This window comes from Emcibacter sp. SYSU 3D8 (assembly GCF_039655875.1).
GTDB lineage: Bacteria > Pseudomonadota > Alphaproteobacteria > SMXS01 > SMXS01 > RI-34.
This window is the reverse complement of the sequence record NZ_JBBYXK010000001.1, coordinates 1,212,021-1,234,327: the sequence shown is the minus strand read 5'-3', so window position 1 is coordinate 1,234,327 and position 22,307 is coordinate 1,212,021. Positions and strand designations below refer to the sequence as shown.

Genomic DNA, 22,307 nt, shown 5'->3' with positions numbered 1-22,307 from the left:
GGAAGGCATCCTGCCGGGCGGCGGTACCGCCCTGCTGTACGCCACCCGCGCCCTCAGCGACATCAAGTTCGCCAATGACGACCAGCGTGTGGGCGTGGACATCATCCGCCGCGCCCTGCAGGCTCCCGTCCGCCAGATCGCCGAGAATTCCGGCGTCGACGGCGCCGTGGTTGCCGGCAAGCTGCTCGAGAGCACCGACACCAACTTCGGCTTCGATGCGCAGACCGAGACCTATGTCGACCTGGTCAAGGCCGGCATCATCGACCCGACCAAGGTCGTGCGCACCGCGCTGCAGGATGCGGCCTCGATCGCCTCCCTGCTGATCACCACCGAGGCCATGGTCGCCGACAAGCCCGAGCCCAAGGGCGCCGGCGGCGGCATGGGCGGCGGCATGCCCGACATGGGCGGCATGGGCGGCATGGACTTCTAAGGAAGTCTCACGCCGTTCCCCGCTAGGGATACGGAAAGGGCCGCCGAGAGGCGGCCCTTTTTGTTTGAGGACGCGAAGACCAAGGCAACTGGTCTAGCAAGATTCCCAGTCAAATGTTGGCAACTTGAAGTGCGTTTGGATTATCTCACGCATGATTCGATCGGCGCGATCTTCCGTATCAATTCTGGAAATAAAGCGACGGGCAGTCTTCCGGTCGCCAGCGTGGAGAAACATGAAGGCAGCGCGGATTTGGTCCTTCGCGTTTGCGTCGTCGGTGACGGGGCCTCCATATTCGACACCATTTATGAGATGCCACCAAATTTGCGAAACGCCACCAGACACTCCAAAGGCAAAACTTTCCCCTTCCAGGAGAAGATCGTTTGTCGACTCAAGCGGACGGCCTAAAAGGCAAGCCAGAAATTGGGCCTGCGCATGCGAACTGCCCGTGATCCCCTTTTCGGGACATTTGCCTCTCAGCCATTTTTGACTGCAGTAACTGTCGTGATGATTTACGAAGGTAAGCCGTGAAAGCTCATAGAGCGGGATAGCATCGTCGACGATGATTTCTGCTGCCCAGCCCGCCGCCCAATACCAGTCGGCTCCAACTTGCCGGATCGGTCCTTTATGGACCTGAGGGTCGTAGGGTGAAACCGGCAGTTGGGCCACATCGTGTCGCGATATTAGGAAGCGAAAGATAGGAGTTTGGTAGGTGCGAATGACTTCAATCCAATATAATTTTCGTCCTTGGATCAAAGTTAGCCAAGGTATTTCGAACTGAAAGCTGCCATAGCGGCTGCCTTCCGCCCAGTAATTAGGCGAGAAGTAAATGACTTCGGTGCGCGTCATATGGAGTTTTCCGTCATTAATTAGGCCGCCAACGATCGTTCGATCCTCTGCGATACGTATTGCGGAGGTTAGGTGTGTGCCGTGATTCAGTTTGTCTAGCTGTGCCCAATCGCCACTGGTAGTCGGATCGCCTTTGCCCTCGACACACCTTTCCCATTCCTCACACGCCGACATAAGCTCGTCCCCCTTCTTCGCAAAGCACCCAATGTGAAGAGCGGTATCAAAAGACTCACGGTACGTACACCCGCTCAATCTCAAAGCTTTGCCGTGGGCCAGTGTATTCAATATCTTGTGGTTCTCTTAAGAAAATGACCGAGAGGATTCGCTGCCAGCGAATTTTCTCTTCTACCGAGCGGATTGAAGTGATAGTATCCCAACGTGTTCAGGCGAAAGGATAGCGCCACAGGTTGGCTAACCTCGGTTGGCCGTGGGGGTCTCGGCCCCTCCCTTCACCGGGGATGCGTGTCGGATTTCGATGTTCTCGGATTCGCTCGAATATCCGGGTAAAGGCCGCAAGCGCACTTTGCGGCGACGGGATACCTAGGAGTTACCGTAAGCCCGAATTTGCCTTTTGGGTTGGCGCACACCCGTCGGGGATCATCTCGGTGGGGAAGCCCAGGAGGAAGCAAGATGGAAACTCCCATCGAGCCCCTGGACACCGGGCAACGGATCCGTCGAGAGAGTCGGCGGCGCCTCATTCGGAAGTGGATGCGGCGTATCGTTCGAAACCGACTCTGGTTATTGGCCGTGTGGTGGGTGGCTCGCGCCATCGCGAAACTCACACAGCTCATATTCACCCTTATCGACGGCTTCTAGGTGTTCACATCGCTCTAGTGAGAATGCAATGTTGAACAAGGCATTGAGAATGGTACGAGTTTACCATGATCTAACACAGGCCGATCTCGCAGAGCGTGTCGGCTTGTCTAAGTCCTATATTTCCGAATTGGAGAATGGTCACAAGAAGGTAAGCCTTGAAGTGCTGGAGAAGTACTCCGTGGCATTCGATATACCGATTTCTTCCATGATGTTTTTTGCTGAGAGAGCAACATCCGGAGGCAGGTCAGATGATATTCGCACTTACGTGGCTGACAAGGCGTTAAAAATGCTGGAATGGCTTGCTATGATATCTTCTGACCGGGAATCTAAGAACAGATGAGTGCGCGTAAAAGTTATCCCCGCGACCAGTCTCGCCTCTACAAAATTACGAGTCCAATGAAGCTCGCTGAGGTCCTTGGGCTGACAATGGAGCAGTTGCAGAGGCTTGAGGCTGCTAAAGAAAATTACGTCCGTTGGACCGATAAGGCAACAGGCCGTGCAATCCAGCAACCGAAGACTCGGTTAGGCGGTGTTCACCGTCGGGTGACAGTTTTGCTCTCGCGAATTCAAACGCCGGAGTTTTTGCACTCTGCCGTTAAGGGGCGTTCGTATATTTCTAATGCTAGGCAGCATAATCCCTGCCACCCGACTGTAAAAATCGATATTCGGAAGTTCTACCAGTCGATACGGGCGCAAGCCGTATATCATTTTTTTGCCGATCGAATGCATTGCAATCCAGAAGTGGCAGGACTACTCGCGCATTTTCTTACGGTGGATGGGCACTTGGCCACAGGAAGTAGCGTGAGCCCAATACTATCTTTTTTTGCTTATGAGGATATGCTGCAGGAAATGCACGATCTAGCAGTTTTGCGCGGGTGTACAATGACCTGCTATGTTGATGACATCGCCTTTTCAGGGCCGAACGCATCACGGCGGCTTGTTTATGATGCGATCAATATTCTTCGTCGATATAGGCTATGGGGACATAAGACTAAGAGCTTCAAGCTAGGCCAGCCGAAAGTTTTGACCGGCGTTGCCATTACCAAGGTTGGTCCTAGGCTTCCCAATCGTCGTCGCGACGCCATAGCGCAGGATTTCGAGATATTGCGTAGGGTGGCGTTAGAAGCAGAACGCCTGGAAGTATTTCGTCGACTTGTCGGTCGGCTGTATGAGGCTGCGCAGATTGATCCCTCTTGGCTTCCCAAAGCCGTCCATATGAAGGATCTAAGTCGAGCATTGAGCAAACAGTTGGCGCGTAGCTAGTTGGAATAGTGACAGGATGCGGTTCACCGAGGCTGCTATCTACAATCAGCTACGAGCACGTTGCGGAAGGGGATGGTTAGCAACACGGCGGGCCAGCCCCTGGACGAAATCCGCCCTACTGATGAGGCTCCATGCCCCACTTTGACATCGAAACAACTGAAGGTGGCAGTGTCCGACGCATTCTGCGCGACGGAGAGCCCTACAACGAGAGTGTGTCGCTTGAGCCCCTGTTCTCAGTCGTAACTGTCTACTTCCAGGCCGCTGCAGCGAACCTTCACCTTCTCGATAATGAAGCCACAAGAGAACGCCGTCGCGCTTACGGTGTGCAATCCTTCGTTATGAGTCTCACCGGAGTCGAGGCATTTACGAACACCTACTTTCGGCTGCGCGCGAACGAATTAAGTAACCAGCGCATGCTAGAGCGGATCGTACAAAGACACGGTTCCTTGACGAATAAAATAAGAGAACTCCTCGCGATGACGCCCCAGTCAGCGATTGAGGACCAGGACATGATACTTGACCGTGTCCACGCACTTTCGTTGCTGCGTAACGACCTTGTCCATCCTCATTGGGAACCGGCCTCTATGACCATCGTCGGTGACATGCCCCTAATGATCGATGGGCTTGTTCATAATTTTCAGGCGGCCTTTGAGAATCCTGCGTTCTGCCGCGAGGCACTAATGTGGTGTGTTCTGCTGGTCGCGCAGATCGGTCGATCTGGCGGCAGTCACGACTTTGCAGGGTTCCTTTTCCACTGGACGGGTTTTTACGGCTTCACCGAGCAAGTGGTCTTAACAAGCCTCGGATTGGGGGCGGGCATCGCGCCGAACCGTTGAGCGGCGACTCTAAAGTCGCCGGGCTTTAGCAACTTGAGGCGCGCTAGGTGCGCTGAACGCTAGCGGTCGATTTGACCGCATTTTTCTGCTCCCCCTTCCACCCCTTACCAGCTAGCATGACTTTTGGGGAGAGCGTCGGGTCCGTGCGTTCCGCGGGGGAAACAGCGGCTCGGCCAAACCGTGCAGCAATCCGTGACCTTGTGTCTCTGGGGCCAGACGCCCCGCGCGCTCGGGACGGATCATCCATCCGGGGAGACACCGACTTGGTCAACGAAGAGATCATCGCGCGCCAGAAAGCGCTGCAGAAAACGCCCATGCTGGCGCGCATCGCGTCCATCAAGGACCAGTTGGCCGCGGCGGGCGACGAGGCGCAGCGGCTTCGGCATCTGCCGGCCTGGGCGTCGAATTTGATGGCCGATATCGGCATCTACCGCTACGTGCTGCCGCCCGAGCTGGGCGGCGAAGACCTGAGGGCGCGCGAGCAGATCGAGATCATCGAGGCGTGCTCGGCCATCGACGGGTCGGTGGGCTGGTGCGTGCAGATCTCGTCCGAGATCAACGGCCTGGTCATCCGCCAGATGCGGCCCGACCTGGCGAAGACGATCTTCGACGACTGGTACGCGCTGGTGTGCTCGGGCCTCGGCCCGCCCAACGGGCCCAATCCCGGCCGCACCTGCAAGCGCGACGGCGACGGCTGGCGGGTGACCTACCAGGGCAGCTTTGCCAGCGGCTCGCCCAACGCCACCTGGAACTATCTGATGGCCGCCATGGTGACCGACGAGGCGACCGGCAAGCCGGCCGAGGCGTCGTTCATGTTCCCCAAGGGCGAGTTCGAGGTGGTCGACACCTGGGACGTGTCGGGCATGCGCGGCTCGGGCAGCCACGACGTGCGCATGGTGAACCAGTACGTGCCGCCCGAGCACCTGCTGCCGGCGCGCTCGCTGGCGCCCAGCGAGCTCTACGCCAACCCGACCTACCGCAATCCCACCCACGCCATCTACAACAAGGCGGCGGTGGCGCTGGGCGTGTGCCGGGGCGCCATCGACAATTTCATCGCGCTGGCCATGGGCAAGGTGCCGTGGGGCCTGTCCACCAGCCTGAAGGACCAGGCCGTGGTGCAATACCGGGTCGGCGAGGCGCAGGCCAAGCTGATGGCGGTGCGCGCCTTCGTCATGGACACCCAGGACAAGCTCGAGGCCCATCTGGGCCCGCTGCCCAGGGACGGCGGGCGGCTGGTGCCGGAATGGGAATATTTCTGGCCGGCGCTGCTGGCCTGCGCCCACGCCGCGCAGACCTGCCGCGAGGTGGTCAGCATGATCAACAACACGGCGGCGACGACCGGCTGCCGCATGGACAGCCCGCTGGAGCGGCAGTTGCGCGACGCCCAGCAGGCGGCGAACCACGCGCTGATCTCGTACCGGCACTACGAGAACATCGGCAAGACGTTCTTCGGCCACGAGCCGGCCGACAGCTACAAGGTGCTGATCCAGCCGGTGTGAGGGGGACGCCACCAACTTTTCTCGTCATTCCCGCGCACGCGGGAACCCAGTTGATCGTCGGGCGCCGAGACTGCCATGCGCTGGGTCCACGAAAGACTCTTCGTGACCGGGCCACGGCAACGCCGGATTCCTTGCCCCATCTGGGTTCCCGCGTGCGCGGGAATGACGATGAGGGGATGACCTGGGTCCCCGCGTGCGCGGGAAAGACGATGAGGGGATGACCTGGGTTCCCGCGTGCGCGGGAAAGACGATGAGGGGATGGCCGGGTCCCCGCATGCGTGGGGATGACGATGAGGGGATGGCCGGGTCCCCACGTGCGTGGGGATGACGATGTGGGGAGAGCGGTGTTAAGCTTGCTACCATTCAGCATTGCTGCGGCAATCGGATGTTTGATGCCTTTGTCTATATGCTCGCCAGCCGGCGCAACGGCACGCTGTATATCGGCGTCACCAGCAATCTTCCCAAGCGGATACACGAACACCGCACCGATGCCGTCGAGGGCTTCACGTCGCGCCACAACGTGAAGATGCTCGTCTGGTACGAAGCCCATGACAGCATCCAGGGCGCGATCTGGCGCGAGAAGGCGCTCAAGAAATGGCGGCGGGCCTGGAAGCTGCAACTGATCGAGCAGGCGAACCCGGCATGGCGCGACCTCTATGACGATATCGCCGGTCCGTAGGGCGGCCCGTCAATCGGTTCCACCGGAGCACGCACCCCCATCACTCGTCATTCCCGCGCACGCGGGAACCCAGATGATCGCAGGGCGCCGAGATCGCCATGCGCTGGGTCCGCGAAAAACGGTTTCCACGTGACGGCGCGGTTGAGAGGCCGCGTGACGGCCCCATCTGGGTCCCCACGTGCGTGGGGATGACGATTTATTTGTAAGGGTGGCGCATCTACCCCTTCACCGCGTCCCGGTTCTTGCAGCTGTCGGGCAAGCCGCCCTCGGCCAGCGTCTTCAGCACCTGTGCTGTGAGCGCCGGGCCGGCTTCCTTGGCTTCCTCGTTGTGGCCGATGGCGTGCGGGGTGAGGATCACGTTGGGCAGGTCGCGCAGCGGATGGTCCGGCGGGCACGGCTCCTTCTCGAACACGTCGATGGCGGCGGCGCCCAGCCGGCCGGATTTCAGCGCCTCGACCAGCGCCGCCTCGTCGATGATCGCGCCGCGCGCGGTGTTGACCAGCAATGTGCCGGGCCGGACCTTCGCGAACTGCTCGCTTCCCAGCATGTGCCTTGTCGACGGGTTGAGGCTGGTCAGCACCAGGATGGCGTCGCTTTGCCCGAGCAGGTCATCGAGCGGCACGAAGGTGACGCCCGGCACCGGTTCGGTCGCCGAGCGGCTGTGGACCAGGAAATGGCAGCCCCACGCCGCCAGCCGCGCGATCACCTCGCGGGTGATGCCGCCATAGCCGATGATCCCGACCGTGCGCCCCTTGAGGATATGGCGCTTCAGCGGGTCGCCGTCGGCGTTGGTGCGCAGCAGCGCCTCGGTGTCCTGCAGGCGGTAGAGCAGGGCGAGCAGCAGCATGATGGTCGACTCGGCCATGCCCTCGCGGTTCTCGGCGGCCTCGGTGTTGCACACGGCAATGCCGCGCCGGCTGGCCTCGCCGGCATCGATCCAGTCATAGCCCAGCACCGGCGAGACGACGGCGCGCAGCCTGGGCATCCGGTCCATCTCGGCCGCGCCGCAGCGCACGCCGGTGGAGAGCAGGATCTCGACGCCCGACAGGTCGGCGATCTCGCCCATGCGGGCCACGTCGTGCCGCACGCAGCCGAGGCCGAGGGCGCGCAGGGCGCCCTCGATCCCCGCATTGAGCCCGGCAGCCCGGGGCACGCCGACCAGGGCGATCATAGGCTCGGCAGGCCGCTGACGCCGTCGTCCAGCTGCACCCGGCAGGACTTCAGGGTAAAGCAGACCAGGGTGTACTGGCCGACGGTGAAGACGATGTCGAGCATCTGCTTGTTGTCGTAGTGCTTCGACAGCGCGTCCCAGGTCGCGTCGCCGATTTCCGAGTTCTTGAACAGCTCGTCGGCGGCCTGCAGCAGCAGCGTCTCCTGCTCGGTCCAGGCGCCGCCCTTGGGCCAGGTGGCGATGGCGTGGATTTCCTCGTCGCTCAGGCCGGCATTGCGGCCGATGATGACGTGCTGGCCCCATTCATAGTCGGACTGGTGGTTCCAGCCGGTGCGCAGGATCAGGATCTCGCGCTCGCGGCCATTCAGGGTGCTGGTGAAGCCCATGATGTGGCCGGCGAACCGGTTCCACGGCTTCAGCAGGTCCTCGTGATGGGCCAGCGTCTTCATGATGTTGACGCGCAGGATGTCCGGGCCGTTCTGCATCCACTCGGGAAGCTGGTCGTTGGCGAGGGGGGCGATGCGGGCGGGTGACTTGATGGTCATGGTATCAGCTCCTCAAGGACGCAGCGGGCCGTAGGCGCTGACCTCGTAGCGGTTGGCGACGACGCTCTTCACGGTGATGCCGGCCATGCCCTTCTGGAACTCGGCCATGTGCGGCGTCTTGAAATGCTCGGCCAGCGCCTCGTCGGACACCCAGACCTCGAAGATGCGCACCAGGCCGGGCTCGTTGAAGTCCTCGGAGAAGGAATAGGTGATGCAGGTGTCCGGCTCGAGGCTGGTGGTCTTCTCGACCATTTCGGCGGCGAATTCGCGGATCTTGGGCATGTCGGACGGCTCGATGCGGATCTCGGCGCCGATGATGATGGTCATGATTTGCTCCTCGTTTGACAGGTACCGAAACCTGCTGCGCGGCACCGGATAAGTCAACGGTGCTGGCGACTTTACCTTTCGGTAACGGCAAGTCTTGCCTTGCGCCCCGCACCGCTTTAATCCGGGTGCGGCAACCGAATTCAAACCGAACCGAACAGGGAGGAACCATCATGAAATTGCAGGGACAGTCCGCCATCATCACCGGCGGCGCTTCGGGCCTGGGCGCGGCGACCGCGCGCGAGCTGACGGCCAACGGCGTGAAGGTCACGTTGTGGGACCTGAACGAGGAACTGGGCAACCAGGTGGCGGCCGAGATCGGCGGCGCGTTCGCCAGGGTCGAGGTCGCCTCGGAAGACGACGTGCTGGCGGGCATCGAGGTGGCCAAGAAGGCCCACGGCATTCCCCGCATCCTCGTCAACTGCGCCGGCATCGGCAAGGCCAACAAGATCGTCGGCCGGGACGGCCCGATGCCGCTGGCCGACTTCCAGCGGGTGGTGAACACCAATCTGATCGGCCACTTCAATTGCTCGCGCCTGGTGGCCGCCGAGATGCAGACCCTGGATCCGCTGGAAGACGGCGAGCGCGGCGTGATCGTGCAGACCGCCTCGGTCGCGGCGTTCGACGGCCAGGTCGGCCAGATCGCCTACACCGCCACCAAGGCAGGCATTGTCGGCATGACCCTGGTGATCGCCCGCGACCTGGCCAATGTGGGTATCCGCTGCAACACCATCTGCCCGGGCATCTTCGCCACGCCGCTGATGCTGCGCGCCCGCGACGAGGTGCTGCAGTCGCTGGCCAACTCGATCCCGTTCCCCAAGCGCCTTGGCAAGCCCGACGAATTCGCCTCCATGGTGCGCGAGATCTGCACCAACACCATGCTCAACGGCGAGACCATCCGCCTGGACGGCGCCATCAGGATGGCGCCGCGCTAACTTAAGGGGCTTGGGGCGCGATCCGCATGGCGCCGCGCTGATCCGGGATGGCTTGCGCCGGACGGATTTTCGTATAACACTCGTCGCATTAACGGGGGCCTCATGGTCCCCGTTTTCGCAAACGGGAGAGTGCGATGACCGACGGGGCAGCGCAGACGTGGGATCATGAAACCGATCTGCTGGTGGTGGGCTCGGGTTCGGCGGGGCTGACCGCCGCCGTGGTCGCCGCCAATGAGGGCCTGAAGGTCCTGGTGATCGAGAAGACGGAATATTACGGCGGCACCACCGCCTTTTCCGGCGGCGTCGCCTGGATCCCCAACAACCCGTTGATGAAGGCGGCGGGCATTCCCGACACGCCGCAGGACGCGGTCACCTACCTCAAGCACAACATCGGCAACCGGGTGGCGCCGTCCAAGCTGGAGACCTTCGTGGAATATGCGCCGGTCATGACCCAGTACATGACCGACAACAGCGCCGTGCAGTTCCAGATGATGGAGGACTTCCCCGACTACCGGCCCGAGACGCCGGGCGGCTGCAAGGGCGGCCGGTCGATCGACCCCAAGGTGTTCTCCGGCCGCAAGCTGAAGGATTACGACAAGCTGCGCCTGCGTCCCGGCAGCCTGCCGGGCGGCGTCGTCGGCTCGGTCAAGGAGCTGCGCCGGCTGGCGTTCTTCAAGTCCGATCCCAAGGGGCTGCTGGATGTCTGGTACGTCATCCCGCGCAATATCTGGAACCGGATCGCGTCACGGCAACATGTCTCCAGCGGCCGCGCGCTGGTCGCCCGGCTGCGCTACACGCTGCAGGAGAAGAATGTGCCGCTGTGGCTGGAGACCGGCCTGGGCGAATTGATCACCGAAAACGGCGATGTCGTCGGCGCCCGCGTCACCCGGCAGGGCAAGTGCCTGACCATCCGGGCGCGCAAGGGCGTGCTGATCGCCGCCGGCGGGTTCGACCACAACAAGGCCATGCGCCAGCAATATTTCGACAAGGCGACCGACGCCTGGGCCTCGGGCGCCTACAGCTCGGGCGCGCCGGGCAGCACCGGCGACGGCATCCGCGCCGGCCAGCAGGTGGGTGCGGCGCTCGATTTGATGGACGACATGTGGTGGATGCCCTCGTCCAACGAGCCCGGCGCCAAGGCGCCGACCATCCATGTGTTCGAGCGCGGCCTGCCGCATGTGATGATCGTCAACAAGCGCGGCAAGCGTTTTGCCAACGAGGCGCGGCCCTATAACGAACTGGGCCGGGTGATCTATGAGGACGACGCGCCGCCCGCCTTCCTGGTGTTCGACAACGATTATCGCAGCCGCTACACGGTGGGCACCATGTTGCCGGGCATGACACCGGAACGCTTCATCCGGGAAGGATATGTCAAGAAGGCCGGCACGCTGGACGAGCTGGCGCGCCAGACCGGCATCGACGCCGAGGGGCTGAAGCAGGAAGTCGCCCGGTTCAACGCCATGGCCGAGGCGGGCCGGGACGAGGACTTCCACAAGGGCGAAAGCGCCTTCGACCTCTATGCCGGCGACAAGTCGCACAAACCCAGTCCGTGCCTCGGGCCGATCGCGAAGGCGCCGTTCTACGCCATCGAGATCCAGGCGGGCGATCTGGGCACCAAGGGCGGCCTGCTGACCAACGAGCGCGCCCAGGTGCTGCGCGAGAACGGCACGGTGATCGGCGGTCTTTATGCCGCGGGCAACAGCTCGGCCTGCGTGGTAGGCAACTTCTATCCGGGCGGCGGCGGCACCATCGGCGCGGGCATGACCTATGGGTATCTGGCGGCCATGCATGCGGCGGGCAAGGTGGGCGACCCGGCGAAGGCGCTGGCCGCCGCGGCAGCGGAGTAGCCGGCGATGAGCATCTATGTGGTTGCCACCATGAAAGTCCTCGACCCGTCCTGCCTCGAGGCCTATGGCGCCATCGCCGGTCCGCTGGTGAAGCACTATGGCGGCGAATACGTCGCGCAGAGCGCGGCGCCCGAGATCGTCGAGGGCGACTGGCCCGCGGGGTTCCAGACCATCGTTCTGCGCTGGCCGTCGCGCGAGGCGTTCATGGCGTTCTGGGATTCGCCCGAATACGCGAAGGCCAAGGAAATCCGCAAGGGCAAGATCATCCTCAACAACGCCATTCTCGACGAGGCCGGGTAAGATCTAGGGCGTCTTGAGGTAGCCGGGCCTGGACAGCATCCGCTCGCGGTACCAGACATAAAGACCGCAGGCGACGATGATCGCCGCCCCGACCCACGTCCATTGGTCGGGGAATTCCCGCCAGAAAATGTAGCCCAGCGCCGTCGACCAGATGATCTGGCTGTAAGCGAACGGCGCCAGCACCGAGGCGCCGGCATAGCGCAGCGCCCGGATCATCAGGAACTGGCCGGCGGTGCCGCCGATCGACATGGCGATGAGCAGGCCGACGGCCGCGGGCGTTGGCGTGGTCCAGAAGAACGGCAGCATCAGCGAGCAGCCGAGGAAGCCGACGATGGCGGTCAGCATCAACGTGGTCAGGGTGGAATCGTCCTTCTGCACCAGCCGCGTGGTGATCACCGCGACGGACCAGCCGCAGGCGCCGCCGACAGCGAACAGCGAGGCCCACTGGAAGCTGGCGCCGCCCGGACGGATGATCACCAGCGCCCCGGCAAAGCCGACCAGGATGGCCAGCCAGCGGTGCTTGCCCACCTTTTCCTTCAGGAAAATGATCGACAGCATGGTGACGATGAACGGGCCGACAAAGTTGATCGACGTCATGGTGGCGAGCGGCAGGAAGTGCAGGCCCGAGATGAAGAACACCCCCGCGGCCAGCATGCCCAGGCCGCGCAGGAACTGACCGCCCGGATGGTGCGTTTTCAGTACTGATATACCGCCCTGCATGATGACGATCGGCATCAGCAGCACGATTTGGGACAGCAGCCGGCCCCAGGTGATGAATACCGCCGGATAACCCATGCTTCCGAGCAGCTTCGAAACCGTGTCCATGCACGAGAACGTCACGAACGCGGCCAGCATCAGCATGATGCCGCGCATGGAGTTCTCGGCGGGATCGGGGATGTGGGGATGGGTCAAGGCGGCTCCGGCAAGCAGGCGGGACCGTATATGGCAGTCAGCCGGTTTGGTTGTCACGCCGATTGTGCGGCGTTGACCGGTTCGGCGGGCGGCGCCGACCAGACTCGTCCGAATCTTTGAACAAGGCACAGCCCATGAAAATCCTCAATTACGCCGCGGCGCTGATTATCGTCGCCCTGGTCATGGTGTTCCTGGTCGTGGGCCGGGCCCTGCTGGTGCCGCTGGCCCTTGCCGTGCTGTTCTGGGTGCTGATCGATGGGCTGGCCGGGCTGTATCAGCGCGACAGCGTGTTCGGCCGCGCCGTGCCGCGCTGGCTGGCGCTGACCGGCGCCGGCCTGACGGTGCTGGGACTCTCGAGCCTGGTGATCCTGATGGTCAGCCAGAACGTGGCCGAGGTGGCGCAGGCGGCGCCGGAATATCAGCGGAAATTCGAAGGACTGATCGAGCGGGTAGCGCCGGTGTTCGGCTTCGATCAGGTGCCGCGCCTGCCCGAGTTGCTGAAGCGGTTCAACATCGCGCCGCTGATTGGCTCGGTGGCCGGTACCATCGCCGGCCTGATGGGCAATATCGGCCTGGTGCTGGTCTATCTGCTGTTCCTGTTCGTCGAGCAGGCGGCCTTCGAGACTAAGATCAAGGCGCTGTTCCCCCATCCGGAACGGCGCGACCGGATTCGCCGGATCCTGCGCGAGATCAACGATGACACCCGCAAATATATGCGGCTCAAGACGGCCATGAGCAGCGCGACCGGCCTGTGCAGCTATCTGGTGCTCAGCCTGGTCGGCGTGGATTATGCACCGTTCTGGGCGTTCGTGATCTTCCTGCTGAATTTCATCCCGACCATCGGCTCGATCCTGGGCATCATGTTCCCGGCGCTGCTGACCCTGGTGCAGTTCGAGACGATCGGGCCGTTCCTGATCGTCAGTATCGGCTTGACCGGCATCCAGTTGATCATCGACAACGTGTTGGAGCCCAGGCTGATGGGCGGCGCGCTCAACCTGAGTTCGCTGGCGGTCATCCTTTCGCTTGCCATGTGGGGGTCCATCTGGGGCATCGTCGGCATGTTCCTCAGCGTTCCCATCATGGTCATCATGATGATCATCCTCGCCAATTTCGAACAGACGCGGGGCATCGCCGTGCTCATGTCGGCCGATGGCAATATCAAGGAGATACAGGATGCTCCAGCGCGCCTCTAAGATCATCCCGAGGTTCAGATGAATTCATCTGAACCCGGAAAGATGATCGATTCTAAAGAGCCAGAGCAGCTTGTCCGCGTTCAAGCGAACGCGGGCCGCTCTAGCGGCCCCGATCCGGTCCGGCAGACCATCGATCTTCCCGGCCACGGATCGTTCTCGGTGCTGCGCTGGGAGAGCGATGCGTCGAAGCCGCTGCTGGTGTTCGCTCACGCCACGGGGTTCAACGCCGGCACGTACCGCGAGCTGCTCGGTCCGCTGGCGGAGCGCTTTCGTATCGTCGCACTGGACCAGCGCGGCCACGGCCTGTCAGACGCCGAGGCGGAACCCGACTCGCTCAGAACCTGGGACACGTTCCGCGACGACCTTGTCGCCTTCCTCGAGCATCTGGGCGAGCCGGCGTTCCTGTCCGGCCATTCCATGGGCGGCCGGGTCGCCATGCTTGCCGCCGCGGCCCGTCCCGGCGCGGTGCGGGGCCTGGTGATGATCGAGCCGGTGCTGATGCACCCCAATGTGTCGCGTTTGCTGGCGACCGCGCGCCGGTTCGGGCGCCCGCCGCCCAACCCGCTGGCGCAGGGCGCCGCGCGGCGCCGCGCGGTGTTCGGCACACGGCAGATGATGTTTGACGCCTACAAGGGACGCGGCGCCTTCGCCACCTGGCCCGACCCGGTGCTGCGCGACTACATCGAGGGCGGCACCCGCGATATGCCCAATGGCGAGGTGGCGCTGTCCTGCGCGCCCGCATGGGAGGCCGCCACCTTCGCCTCGGCCGGCCACGTGTTCTGGCGGCCGCTGTGCCGGGTGCGCTGTCCGGTGCATGTACTCTATGCCGAGCACGAATCCACGCTCAGGGGCGATGTTCCCGACCTGATTCGCGAGCGTCAGCCGGACTGGCGCCTCGACCTGGTCCCCGGCACCACGCACTTCCTGCCCATGGAGCGTCCCGAACTGGTGCAGGAGGCGATCCGCCAAATGGCGGACGGCTGAGCCGTTCGCCCGTTTGTTCTCCCGGCTTGCGGCGGCCTGACGCAATGTGAAGTGGATGAACAAGGTGCTTCCCTGCTATGTTTCCCGCTGGTAACGCAGGGAGGGGTTCATGGCGTCGTTCGACAATATTCGGGAAACGTTCGAGACACGGGTTTCGTCGGTGGTCTGGGCGTCGGTGACGACGCAGGACACCAAGGGCCGCATGCGGGCGCGAATCCTGCATCCGGTGTGGGAATTCCCCGACGGCAGGCCGCAGGGCTGGATCGCCACCGGGCGGCAGAGCCTCAAGGCCAGGCATCTGGCGGGCAATCCCTATGTCTCGGTGGCCTACTGGACGCCGCAGATGGAGCATGTCATCGCCGACTGCAAGACCGAGTGGGCCGAGGATCCTGCCGAGAAGGACAGGGTGTGGAAGCTGTTCGGCTCCAAGCCCGAGCCCTATGGCTACAACCTCAACATGTTCTGGAAGAGCGTGGACGATCCGAGCTATGGCGCGCTGAAGCTGATCCCCTGGCGGATCGAGACCTGGTCCATTGCAGATTTGGGGCAGGGCAAGCCGGCCGGCGTCTGGAACGCCTGAGGCGCGTTCGGACGCTTGCGCGCATCCCTTTGCCGAAGGAAGATGCGGGCATGAACAGGGAAGCACCGATCGACCAGATTCACCCCGACGCCCCCGAATGGTTCCGGAAGGCGCTCGCCGTCCCCTATCGCGACCGCACGGTCGAGGTCGAGGGATGTCCGATCCACTATCTGCACTGGGAGCAGCCGGGCAAGCCGGGCCTGCTGCTGGTCCATGGCGGCGGCGCCCATGCCCATTGGTGGCGGCCGCTGGCGCCGTTCTTCACCGACCATTACAGCGTCGCGGCCATCGATCTGTCGGGCGCCGGCGACAGCGGCCGGCGCGACGCCTATTCGGGCGAGCTGTTTACTGCCGAACTGATGGGCGTGTGCGCCGACGCGGGCTTCGATGACAAGCCGATCATCGTCGGCCACAGCTTCGGCGGCTTCGTCACGCTGCACGCCACGACTATCGTGGGCAGCGAACTGACCGGCGTGGTGCTGGTCGATTCGCCGGTGCGGCCGCCCGACTACCAGTGGCAGCGCGACCGCAAGCGCGCGCCGATCCGCCCGAAAAAGATCTATCCGGACTTCGAGAGCGCGCTGGCCCGGTTCCGGCTGATGCCGCCGCAGGAATGCGCCAACGACTATCTGGTCGACTATATCGGCCGGCATTCGGTGACACCGTCGGAAGACGGCTGGAGCTGGAAATTCGACGATCAGCTGTTCGGCAAGTTCCGCTTCGGCGACATGCGCGAGGCATTGAAAAGCATTCCGTGCCGGGTCGGCGTCATGTACGGCGACCGCAGCCAGCTGTTCAGCCAGGAGATCGCCGACTACATGTTCGAGGTGCTGGACAGCTCGGTGCCGTTCGTCGCGATCCCCGAGGCCGACCACCACCTGTTCCTCGACCAGCCGCTGCCGTTCGTCGCCGCGTTGCGCGCGCTGCTGGCCGAATGGCGGCATTCCAGGCCGAACCGGGGCGGCTGAGGTTAAGGCCTGATCGAATACCCGGTCGGACCTTTCTGGTCTTCCAGCAGCGGCGCGACCCAGTCCAGCCAGGCGCACAGCCTTGCCCGCGTCTCGCGCGGGTCGATCAGGTCGTGGACGTTGAACTGCTCGCCGCGCGGGAAGGCGCCGTTGGCGCTGGCCAGCTTGGCTTCCAGTTCGGCGCGCAGGGTGTCCGGGTCCTCGGCGTCGGCCAGCTGGCGGGCGAAGGCGATGGCGACGCCGCCCTCGACGGGCAGGGCGCCCATCTCGGCGGATGGCCATGCCAGCACCAGCCCTTCCGGACCGTAATGGGCGGCGGCGGCGACGCCGAAACTCTTCCTGACGACAATGGACACCCACGGCACGCGGCTTTGCATCACCGCCAGCACCAGGGCCGTGCCATAGCGGATGGTGCCGGCCTGCTCAGCGTCCGGGCCGATCATGAAGCCGGGCTCGTCGACGAAGCTGAGGACCGGCAGGTGGAAGGTGTCGCACAGGTCGACGAAGCGGCGCACCTTCTGCGAGCCATGCGCGGTCATGGCGCCGGCCGAGAACCGGCAGTCGGCGGCGATGACGCCGACCGGGCGGCCATCCATGCGGGCAAGGCCGACGATCTGGCCCGGGCCGAAGCGGCGGCCCAGCTCGAAGAAGCTGCCCAGATCGACGACATGCTGGACCAGCTTGCGCCCGTCATAGGGTTTGCGCCGGTCGCGCGGGATGATCTCCAGCAGCGCCTCGTCGGCGCGGGCCGGATCGTCGCCGGTCTTCGCGACCGGCGGCAACTCCCAGACGTTCTGCGGCATGTAGGACAGGAAGCGGCGGATCTGGGCGAAGGCGTCGGCTTCGTCCTTGGCCAGGTTGTCGACGGTGCCGTTCTTCAGGTGCACCTGATGACCGCCCAGTTCCTCCTTGGTCATGGCAACGCCCAGCGCCCGCTCGACCACGGCCGGGCCGGCGACCAGCACCTGGGCCGTGTCCTTGACCATCACCGAGAAGTGGGAGGCGGCGAGGCGCGCGGCGGGAAATCCGGCGACCGGTCCGCACGCCGCCGCGGCGACGGGCACCGCGGCCATGGCGTCGGCCAGCGACTTGAAGCGTGGGCGGTCATAGACCGGCGAGAACGACAGGCCCTTGCCGCTGGCGCCCGCCACGCTGCCGCCGCCGCCCTCGAGGAAGCGCACCAGCGGCACCCGGTAGCGGATGGCCATGTCCTCGGCGAAGACGCTCTTGCGCAATCCCGCCGCATTGGGCGAGCCGCCGCGCAGGGTGAAATCCTCGCCGCCGACGATGACCCGGCGGCCGTCCAGCTTGCCGAAGCCGAGAATGTAATTGGCGGGCTGGAAGCCGGTCAGGTTGCCGGCCTCGTCGAACTCGGCCTGTCCGGCGGTTTCGCCCTGCTCCTCGAAGCTGCCGCCATCGACCAGCCCGTCGATGCGCTCGCGGACGGTCATCCGGCCCTTGGCATGCTGGCGGGCGATGCCGTCCGGGCCGCCTTGTCCCTTGGCCAGTTCGCGCCGCCTGCGGATCTGCTCCGCCTCGTCCTTCCAGCTCATGCACGTTCCCCTTGGTCAGGCAGGGACTGTAAACTTGACGTCACCGGGCGGGCAACCGCACACTCCGCGAATGGCGCTTGGCGATCAGGACACGGTGATATCGGCCAACGAGGCGTTCTACGATGCCTTCGCGGCGGCGGACGTGGCGGCCATGGAAGCGATCTGGGCCCACGAGGCGGATGTCACCTGCCTGCATCCGGGCTGGCCAAAGCTCGAGGGGCGCGATCCGGTGCTCGACAGCTGGCGCGGCATCCTCGCCCATCCTGGCCGGCCGCAGATCGAATGCATCCATCCCAGCGCCGTCATCCACGGCGATACGGCCATCGTGCTGTGCTACGAGCTGATGGAATCGGCGTGCCTGCTGGCCACCAACGTATTCGTGCGCGAATCCGGCATGTGGCGGCTTGCCCACCATCACGCCGGCGGACCGGTTCCGGCACCGGTTTGACCTGATCGGCGCTTAATGCGTCTGGGTGTGGATCGGTTCGTAGGTGCCGTTTTCCATCTCGGCGAACATCTCGGGCACCTGCGGATGATGCACCGGTTCGCCGGACTCGTCGGGCAGCAGGTTCTGCTGCGAGACATAGGCGATATAGGTGCTCTCGTCGTTCTCGGCCAGCAGGTGGTAATAGGGCTGATCCTTCGCCGGGCGCATGTGCTCGGGGATCGATTGCCACCATTCCTCGGTGTTGCTGAAGGTCGCGTCGATATCGAAGATCACGCCCCGAAACGGGTAAAAGCGGTGCTTCACCACCTGGCCGATATGGTACTTCGCCTCACGCTGTAACACGACAATTCCTCATGCATGGCCCAGGATCGCATGGGGGCGATAGGGCTCTTCCAACAGTTTTATATCGGATTCATCCAGGTTCAGATCAAGCGCGCCTATTGCATCGTCGAGATGCGACAGTTTCGTGGCGCCGATGATCGGCGCCGAAACCGCCGGTTTCGACAGGATCCAGGCCAGCGCCACCTGCATGGGTTTCACGCCCAGCCGCCCCGCGACCTCGACGTTCCGATCGGCCACCTTGAAGTCGTCCTCGGCGTAGTAAAGCTGGGTGGCGAAGTCGTCGGAGGTGGCGCGGGCGGTATCGCCGCCGCCCTGGCGATGCCGGTTTCCGGCCAGGAAGCCGCGCGCCAGCGGGCTCCACGGGATCAGCCCGACTCCCTTGGCGGCGCACAGCGGGATCATCTCGCGTTCTTCCTCGCGGTAGACCAGGTTGTAATGGTTCTGCATGGACACGAACTTCGCCCAGCCGTGCTTTTCGGCGAGGCTCAGATACTCGCCGAACTGCCAGGCGAACATGGACGAGGCGCCCAGATACCGGACCTTGCCGGCGCGCACCAGGTCGCTCAGCGCCTCCATGGTCTCTTCCATGGGCGTTTTGTAGTCGAAGCGGTGGATCTGGTAGAGGTCGATGTAGTCGAGCCCCATGCGCTTCAGCGATGCGTCGCACGATGCGATGATGTTCTTGCGCGACAGGCCGTGGCGGTTGAGCTTGCCGTTGTGGGTGCCGCCGAAGCACTTGGTGGCGATCACCACATCCTCGCGGTCCGGCACCAGGTCCTTGATCGCCCGGCCGAGAATTTCCTCGGTAACGCCGTTGCAATAGACATCGGCGGTGTCGAAGAAATTGATGCCGGCTTCGATGGCCTTCTCGTAGAACGGCCGCGCCGCCTTCTCGTCCAGCACCCAGGCGCGCTGCGCCGGATCGCCATAGCTCATGGTGCCCAGGCACAGCCGCGATACGCGCATGCCAGTCGTTCCCAGACGGGTGTATTTCATGGTGCTTCCCCCTGTTTTCCCGGGGCCATTCTAGCGGACCGGGCGGGCGTGTCGATGGGGCTGGGCGACGATTGCAATTAACACGAGTGTCTTTGCGAGCGCCGCGAAGCAATCCAGTCCCGCCGCCACACAGCCATCAACGGCACGGCTGGGTTGCTTCGCTATGCTCGCAAAATCACAGATATTTTTGCGAAACCTAATTCGCCCCGGTCGGCACCTTGTTGAACGGGATGCCCTTGTCGGCGCGGATGTCGGGCGGCAGGCCGAGGACGCGCTCGGCGATGATGTTGCGCAGGATCTCGTCGGTGCCGCCGGCGATGCGCAGGCCCGGCGAGCCCATATAGGCTTCGGCAAACTGGCGGCGGAAGCCTTCCAGTTCGGGATCGTAGGCAATGCCGGCCGTGTCCAGCAGGTCGAGGCCGAAGGACGCCATGTCCTGCAGCATGGCGGCGAACACCGCCTTGTTGATCGAGGCTTCCGGCCCTGGCCGCGCGCCCTGCGACAGGGCGGTCATGGTGCGGTAGCGGCCGTTGCGCAGGCCCATATACTTGGCATACCAGTCGGCGAGCTGCTCGCGCACCGCCTTGTCCTGGATCGCCGGACCCCGAGCGCCGTCGACAGCGTTGGCCAGCTTCATCAGCGCCTCGAAATTGATGCCGCGCTGGGAGTTCTCGCTGATCGACAGCCGTTCGTTCATCAGCGTGGTCAGCGACACCTTCCAGCCGTCGCCGACGGCGCCCAGGCGCTGGCTGTCCGGGATGCGGACATTGGTGAAATAGACCTCGTTGAAGCCGCGCCCGCCGGATGCCTGCTTGATCGGCTTCACCTCGACGCCGGGCGACTTCATGCTGAGGAAGAAGAAGGTCAGCCCCTGATGCTTCGGCACCGTCGGATCGGTGCGCGTGACGAGGATGCCCCAGTCGGAGAACTGGGCGCCCGACGTCCAGATCTTCTGGCCGTTGACGATCCAGTCGTCGCCGTCGCGCTCGGCCTTGGTGCGCAGCGCCGCCAGATCCGAGCCGCCTGCGGGCTCGGAGAACAGCTGGCACCAGATCTCCTCGCCGGCCAGCGCCTTCGGCACAAAACGCTTCTGCTGCTCGGGCGTGGCGAAAGCCATCATGGTCGGCATGCACATGCCCAGGCCGATGGAGAACACGGCGGGCGGCAAATTATACTCGCTCTCCTCCTGCTCGAAAATCACCCGTTCCATGGGTGTGCCGCCAAGGCCGCCGACGTCCTTCGGCCAGGTGATGGCGGCATAGCCGGCGGCGGCCTTCTTCGCCTGCCAGGCCCGGGCCATCTTCAGCGTTTCCGCCTCGGTCATGTTCTCGGGCAGCGGCTTGCGGTATTCGGCGGCGTTTTCGGCCAGCCAGGCGCGGGCCTGGGCGCGGAACTGGGCTTCCTCGGGCGAGTCTTCGAAATTCATCAGGCAGCTTCCTTGAGCGGTCGGAGATGGATCGGCAGGCCGTCCTTGGGCTTGGGGATCGGCATGATCTGGAAGTCGGCCTCGTAGCCGTCGTCCAGGTGGAAACGATAATTGAGCAGCAGCTGGTACATGAACACCTTGGTCTGCATGTAGGCGAAATGCAGGCCGATGCACATATGCGCGCCGCCGCCGAACGGCACCCAGGCGAAGCGGTGCGAGCGGTCCTCGGCACGCTGTTCGGAGAAGCGGTCGGGCTCGAACTTGTCCGGGTTCTGCCACAGCTCGGGCATTCTGTGGGTATAGCCGGGACTGATGGCGACCGCGGTGCCGGCCGGGATCGTGTAGCCGCCGAACTCGCAATCGCGCACCGCGGTGCGGGGAATCGACGGCACCGGCGGGTTGATCCGCAGGGCTTCCTTGAAGCACCATTCGATGATCTGGATATCGTTCAGCCGCTCATAGGGCAGGTTGTCGCTGGACAGCCCCAGCGCGGCGCATTCACGCCGGGCGGCGTCCTGCCATTCCGGGTTGCGGCATAAATGATAGATCAGCGTGGTGATGGAACTGGTCAGCGTGTCGTGCGCCGCCATCATCAGGAAGTCCATGTGGTCGATCACATCGGCATCCGTATAGGAATTGCCGTCTTCGTCCACGGCGTTGCACAGCAGGGTGAACATGTCCGTGCTGGCGCTGCCGCGGCGCAGCGGGATCTGCTCCAGGAAAAACGCTTCCAGATACTTCCGGCCCCGCACGCCGCGCCACATCTTGGTGCCGGGGATCGGCGTCCGGATCACCGAGACCGCCGCCTGCACGCTGTCGAAGAAGGCCCGGTTGACCCGGTCGGCTTCGGGCCCCAGCGGCATGCCCAGGAACACCGACGCGGCAGTGTTGAGCGTCAGCTGCTTGATCGCCTCGTAGAAGCGGAAGTCGCCCTGTTCGCGCCAGCGGTCCAGGCCCTGGCGGATTCCCTCGTTGAGCTTTTCCACATAGGCCTGCATGGCCGGCTGCTTGAACGCCACCTGCATGATCCGGCGGTGTGCCCGGTGATCGTCGAAGTCGCGCAGCATCAGGCCGTTGGGAAACAGCCGCCCGAGGATCGGGCCCCAGCCGCCCTTGGACGAGAAATTGCGGTCCCGGTCCATCAGCACGAATTCGTTGGCGTCCGGGCCGAGCAGGGTGACGTTGGTGCGGCCGAACGCCCTGGACCAGTAGATGGTGCCATACTTGCTGACCATGGAGTTGCTCACCGCGGCCGGATCGCGCAGCAGATCCAGGGATTTGCCTACGAACGGCAGTCCGGCCTCGCCGGGAATGCCGTTCAGGCGCAGATTTCGGGCCATGAGGTATCTCCTGTGATTAAGCACAGTACCTAATGCGAGTCTCTGTTACCAACAAGTAACGGAGTGTTAACACA

At 63.7% G+C, this 22,307-nt stretch carries 24 protein-coding genes; 14 read left to right on the top strand and 10 right to left on the bottom strand.

Going from position 1 to position 22,307, the window contains the following annotated elements; genetic code table 11:
- On the top strand, positions 1–430 hold a 430-nt coding region (locus tag WJU21_RS05785; RefSeq protein WP_346322421.1), incomplete at its 5' end, for a TCP-1/cpn60 chaperonin family protein.
- A gap of 93 nt (positions 431–523) precedes the next feature.
- Here the strand turns inward: WJU21_RS05785 and WJU21_RS05780 are convergent.
- Positions 524–1,276: a hypothetical protein gene (locus WJU21_RS05780; RefSeq protein WP_346322420.1), complete on the bottom strand. Its 753-nt coding sequence runs from the start codon at positions 1,274–1,276 to the stop codon at positions 524–526.
- 844 nt (positions 1,277–2,120) lie between these two features.
- Here WJU21_RS05780 and WJU21_RS05775 point away from each other — a divergent pair.
- The 5 genes from WJU21_RS05775 (at position 2,121) to WJU21_RS05755 (ending at position 6,369) form a co-directional block, all read left to right on the top strand.
- Positions 2,121–2,432, top strand: a complete 312-nt coding sequence (locus WJU21_RS05775; protein WP_346322419.1) for a helix-turn-helix transcriptional regulator — start codon at positions 2,121–2,123, stop codon at positions 2,430–2,432.
- Between the two features lie 56 nt (positions 2,433–2,488).
- On the top strand, positions 2,489–3,355 hold the full coding sequence (locus WJU21_RS05770) for a reverse transcriptase family protein (protein WP_346322418.1): 867 nt from the start codon (positions 2,489–2,491) through the stop codon (positions 3,353–3,355).
- A gap of 131 nt (positions 3,356–3,486) precedes the next feature.
- Positions 3,487–4,191 (top strand): hypothetical protein, encoded by a 705-nt coding sequence (locus tag WJU21_RS05765; RefSeq protein WP_346322417.1) that lies wholly within the window; start codon positions 3,487–3,489, stop codon positions 4,189–4,191.
- Positions 4,192–4,454: 263 nt separating this feature from the next.
- Positions 4,455–5,690 (top strand): hypothetical protein, encoded by a 1,236-nt coding sequence (locus WJU21_RS05760; RefSeq protein ID WP_346322416.1) that lies wholly within the window; start codon positions 4,455–4,457, stop codon positions 5,688–5,690.
- 385 nt (positions 5,691–6,075) lie between these two features.
- The gene (locus WJU21_RS05755) at positions 6,076–6,369 is read left to right on the top strand and encodes a GIY-YIG nuclease family protein (protein ID WP_346322415.1); all 294 of its coding nucleotides are present in this window, start codon (positions 6,076–6,078) and stop codon (positions 6,367–6,369) included.
- A 217-nt stretch (positions 6,370–6,586) separates the two neighbouring features.
- On the opposite strand, the gene WJU21_RS05750 is transcribed toward WJU21_RS05755, so the two are convergent.
- Genes WJU21_RS05750 through WJU21_RS05740 form a run of 3 tightly spaced genes read right to left on the bottom strand, consistent with a single transcriptional unit; the run spans position 6,587 to position 8,412 of the window.
- The gene (locus WJU21_RS05750) at positions 6,587–7,540 is read right to left on the bottom strand and encodes an NAD(P)-dependent oxidoreductase (protein ID WP_346322414.1); all 954 of its coding nucleotides are present in this window, start codon (positions 7,538–7,540) and stop codon (positions 6,587–6,589) included.
- Entirely contained in the window at positions 7,537–8,085 is a 549-nt protein-coding gene (locus tag WJU21_RS05745; RefSeq protein WP_346322413.1) for a carboxymuconolactone decarboxylase family protein, read from the bottom strand. The genes WJU21_RS05750 and WJU21_RS05745 overlap by 4 nt, the downstream gene beginning before the upstream one ends.
- A gap of 12 nt (positions 8,086–8,097) precedes the next feature.
- Positions 8,098–8,412 (bottom strand): putative quinol monooxygenase, encoded by a 315-nt coding sequence (locus WJU21_RS05740; RefSeq protein WP_346322412.1) that lies wholly within the window; start codon positions 8,410–8,412, stop codon positions 8,098–8,100.
- Between the two features lie 170 nt (positions 8,413–8,582).
- On the opposite strand from WJU21_RS05740, the gene WJU21_RS05735 reads away from it, so the two are divergent.
- The 3 genes from WJU21_RS05735 to WJU21_RS05725 all read left to right on the top strand — a co-directional run bounded on the left by WJU21_RS05735 (position 8,583) and on the right by WJU21_RS05725 (position 11,491).
- Positions 8,583–9,344, top strand: a complete 762-nt coding sequence (locus WJU21_RS05735; protein WP_346322411.1) for an SDR family NAD(P)-dependent oxidoreductase — start codon at positions 8,583–8,585, stop codon at positions 9,342–9,344.
- Between the two features lie 134 nt (positions 9,345–9,478).
- Positions 9,479–11,191 carry an FAD-dependent oxidoreductase gene (locus tag WJU21_RS05730; protein WP_346322410.1) on the top strand — a complete coding sequence of 571 codons (1,713 nt, stop codon included), beginning with the start codon at positions 9,479–9,481 and terminating at the stop codon, positions 11,189–11,191.
- Between the two features lie 6 nt (positions 11,192–11,197).
- A complete protein-coding gene (locus tag WJU21_RS05725) occupies positions 11,198–11,491 on the top strand; it encodes a DUF1330 domain-containing protein (RefSeq protein WP_346322409.1) in 294 nt (97 codons plus the stop codon).
- A 3-nt stretch (positions 11,492–11,494) separates the two neighbouring features.
- On the opposite strand, the gene WJU21_RS05720 is transcribed toward WJU21_RS05725, so the two are convergent.
- Complete coding sequence (locus WJU21_RS05720) at positions 11,495–12,403, bottom strand: DMT family transporter (RefSeq protein WP_346322408.1); 909 nt, start codon at positions 12,401–12,403, stop codon at positions 11,495–11,497.
- A gap of 134 nt (positions 12,404–12,537) precedes the next feature.
- Here WJU21_RS05720 and WJU21_RS05715 point away from each other — a divergent pair, with 134 nt between their 5' ends.
- The 4 genes from WJU21_RS05715 to WJU21_RS05700 all read left to right on the top strand — a co-directional run bounded on the left by WJU21_RS05715 (position 12,538) and on the right by WJU21_RS05700 (position 16,128).
- Positions 12,538–13,596 (top strand): AI-2E family transporter, encoded by a 1,059-nt coding sequence (locus WJU21_RS05715; RefSeq protein WP_346322407.1) that lies wholly within the window; start codon positions 12,538–12,540, stop codon positions 13,594–13,596.
- A gap of 42 nt (positions 13,597–13,638) precedes the next feature.
- Positions 13,639–14,580, top strand: coding sequence for an alpha/beta hydrolase (locus WJU21_RS05710; protein ID WP_346322406.1), 942 nt, complete (start codon positions 13,639–13,641; stop codon positions 14,578–14,580).
- Positions 14,581–14,689: 109 nt separating this feature from the next.
- Positions 14,690–15,160, top strand: coding sequence for a pyridoxamine 5'-phosphate oxidase family protein (locus WJU21_RS05705; protein ID WP_346322405.1), 471 nt, complete (start codon positions 14,690–14,692; stop codon positions 15,158–15,160).
- A gap of 50 nt (positions 15,161–15,210) precedes the next feature.
- Positions 15,211–16,128 carry an alpha/beta hydrolase gene (locus tag WJU21_RS05700; protein WP_346322404.1) on the top strand — a complete coding sequence of 306 codons (918 nt, stop codon included), beginning with the start codon at positions 15,211–15,213 and terminating at the stop codon, positions 16,126–16,128.
- A 2-nt stretch (positions 16,129–16,130) separates the two neighbouring features.
- Here WJU21_RS05700 and WJU21_RS05695 read toward each other — a convergent pair whose 3' ends face one another.
- On the bottom strand, positions 16,131–17,681 hold the full coding sequence (locus tag WJU21_RS05695) for a carboxyl transferase domain-containing protein (RefSeq protein WP_346322403.1): 1,551 nt from the start codon (positions 17,679–17,681) through the stop codon (positions 16,131–16,133).
- 70 nt (positions 17,682–17,751) lie between these two features.
- On the opposite strand from WJU21_RS05695, the gene WJU21_RS05690 reads away from it, so the two are divergent.
- Positions 17,752–18,129, top strand: a complete 378-nt coding sequence (locus WJU21_RS05690; RefSeq protein WP_346322402.1) for a nuclear transport factor 2 family protein — start codon at positions 17,752–17,754, stop codon at positions 18,127–18,129.
- Positions 18,130–18,141: 12 nt separating this feature from the next.
- On the opposite strand, the gene hspQ is transcribed toward WJU21_RS05690, so the two are convergent.
- The 4 genes from hspQ to WJU21_RS05670 all read right to left on the bottom strand — a co-directional run bounded on the left by hspQ (position 18,142) and on the right by WJU21_RS05670 (position 22,233).
- Entirely contained in the window at positions 18,142–18,471 is a 330-nt protein-coding gene (gene hspQ / locus WJU21_RS05685) for a heat shock protein HspQ (RefSeq protein ID WP_346322401.1), read from the bottom strand.
- A 9-nt stretch (positions 18,472–18,480) separates the two neighbouring features.
- Positions 18,481–19,467 carry an aldo/keto reductase gene (locus WJU21_RS05680; protein WP_346322400.1) on the bottom strand — a complete coding sequence of 329 codons (987 nt, stop codon included), beginning with the start codon at positions 19,465–19,467 and terminating at the stop codon, positions 18,481–18,483.
- 196 nt (positions 19,468–19,663) lie between these two features.
- Entirely contained in the window at positions 19,664–20,893 is a 1,230-nt protein-coding gene (locus WJU21_RS05675; RefSeq protein WP_346322399.1) for an acyl-CoA dehydrogenase family protein, read from the bottom strand.
- Positions 20,893–22,233: a cytochrome P450 gene (locus WJU21_RS05670; RefSeq protein WP_346322398.1), complete on the bottom strand. Its 1,341-nt coding sequence runs from the start codon at positions 22,231–22,233 to the stop codon at positions 20,893–20,895. Before WJU21_RS05670 ends, WJU21_RS05675 begins: the two co-directional genes overlap by 1 nt.
- Positions 22,234–22,307 lie beyond the last annotated feature (74 nt).

Excerpts from the sequence above, each read along its gene's own strand:
- WJU21_RS05755 (WP_346322415.1), top strand. The coding sequence starts at position 6,076 with ATGTTTGATGCCTTTGTCTATATGCTCGCCAGCCGGCGCAACGGCACG.
- WJU21_RS05710 (WP_346322406.1), top strand. The coding sequence starts at position 13,639 with ATGATCGATTCTAAAGAGCCAGAGCAGCTTGTCCGCGTTCAAGCGAAC.
- WJU21_RS05730 (WP_346322410.1), top strand. The coding sequence starts at position 9,479 with ATGACCGACGGGGCAGCGCAGACGTGGGATCATGAAACCGATCTGCTG.
- WJU21_RS05735 (WP_346322411.1), top strand. The coding sequence starts at position 8,583 with ATGAAATTGCAGGGACAGTCCGCCATCATCACCGGCGGCGCTTCGGGC.
- WJU21_RS05750 (WP_346322414.1), bottom strand. The coding sequence starts at position 7,540 with ATGATCGCCCTGGTCGGCGTGCCCCGGGCTGCCGGGCTCAATGCGGGG.
- WJU21_RS05765 (WP_346322417.1), top strand. The coding sequence starts at position 3,487 with ATGCCCCACTTTGACATCGAAACAACTGAAGGTGGCAGTGTCCGACGC.
- WJU21_RS05780 (WP_346322420.1), bottom strand. The coding sequence starts at position 1,276 with ATGACGCGCACCGAAGTCATTTACTTCTCGCCTAATTACTGGGCGGAA.
- WJU21_RS05740 (WP_346322412.1), bottom strand. The coding sequence starts at position 8,412 with ATGACCATCATCATCGGCGCCGAGATCCGCATCGAGCCGTCCGACATG.
- WJU21_RS05690 (WP_346322402.1), top strand. The coding sequence starts at position 17,752 with ATGGCGCTTGGCGATCAGGACACGGTGATATCGGCCAACGAGGCGTTC.
- WJU21_RS05725 (WP_346322409.1), top strand. The coding sequence starts at position 11,198 with ATGAGCATCTATGTGGTTGCCACCATGAAAGTCCTCGACCCGTCCTGC.
- WJU21_RS05700 (WP_346322404.1), top strand. The coding sequence starts at position 15,211 with ATGAACAGGGAAGCACCGATCGACCAGATTCACCCCGACGCCCCCGAA.
- WJU21_RS05705 (WP_346322405.1), top strand. The coding sequence starts at position 14,690 with ATGGCGTCGTTCGACAATATTCGGGAAACGTTCGAGACACGGGTTTCG.
- WJU21_RS05675 (WP_346322399.1), bottom strand. The coding sequence starts at position 20,893 with ATGAATTTCGAAGACTCGCCCGAGGAAGCCCAGTTCCGCGCCCAGGCC.
- WJU21_RS05775 (WP_346322419.1), top strand. The coding sequence starts at position 2,121 with ATGTTGAACAAGGCATTGAGAATGGTACGAGTTTACCATGATCTAACA.
- WJU21_RS05770 (WP_346322418.1), top strand. The coding sequence starts at position 2,489 with ATGAAGCTCGCTGAGGTCCTTGGGCTGACAATGGAGCAGTTGCAGAGG.
- WJU21_RS05680 (WP_346322400.1), bottom strand. The coding sequence starts at position 19,467 with ATGAAATACACCCGTCTGGGAACGACTGGCATGCGCGTATCGCGGCTG.
- WJU21_RS05695 (WP_346322403.1), bottom strand. The coding sequence starts at position 17,681 with ATGAGCTGGAAGGACGAGGCGGAGCAGATCCGCAGGCGGCGCGAACTG.
- WJU21_RS05670 (WP_346322398.1), bottom strand. The coding sequence starts at position 22,233 with ATGGCCCGAAATCTGCGCCTGAACGGCATTCCCGGCGAGGCCGGACTG.
- WJU21_RS05745 (WP_346322413.1), bottom strand. The coding sequence starts at position 8,085 with ATGACCATCAAGTCACCCGCCCGCATCGCCCCCCTCGCCAACGACCAG.
- WJU21_RS05715 (WP_346322407.1), top strand. The coding sequence starts at position 12,538 with ATGAAAATCCTCAATTACGCCGCGGCGCTGATTATCGTCGCCCTGGTC.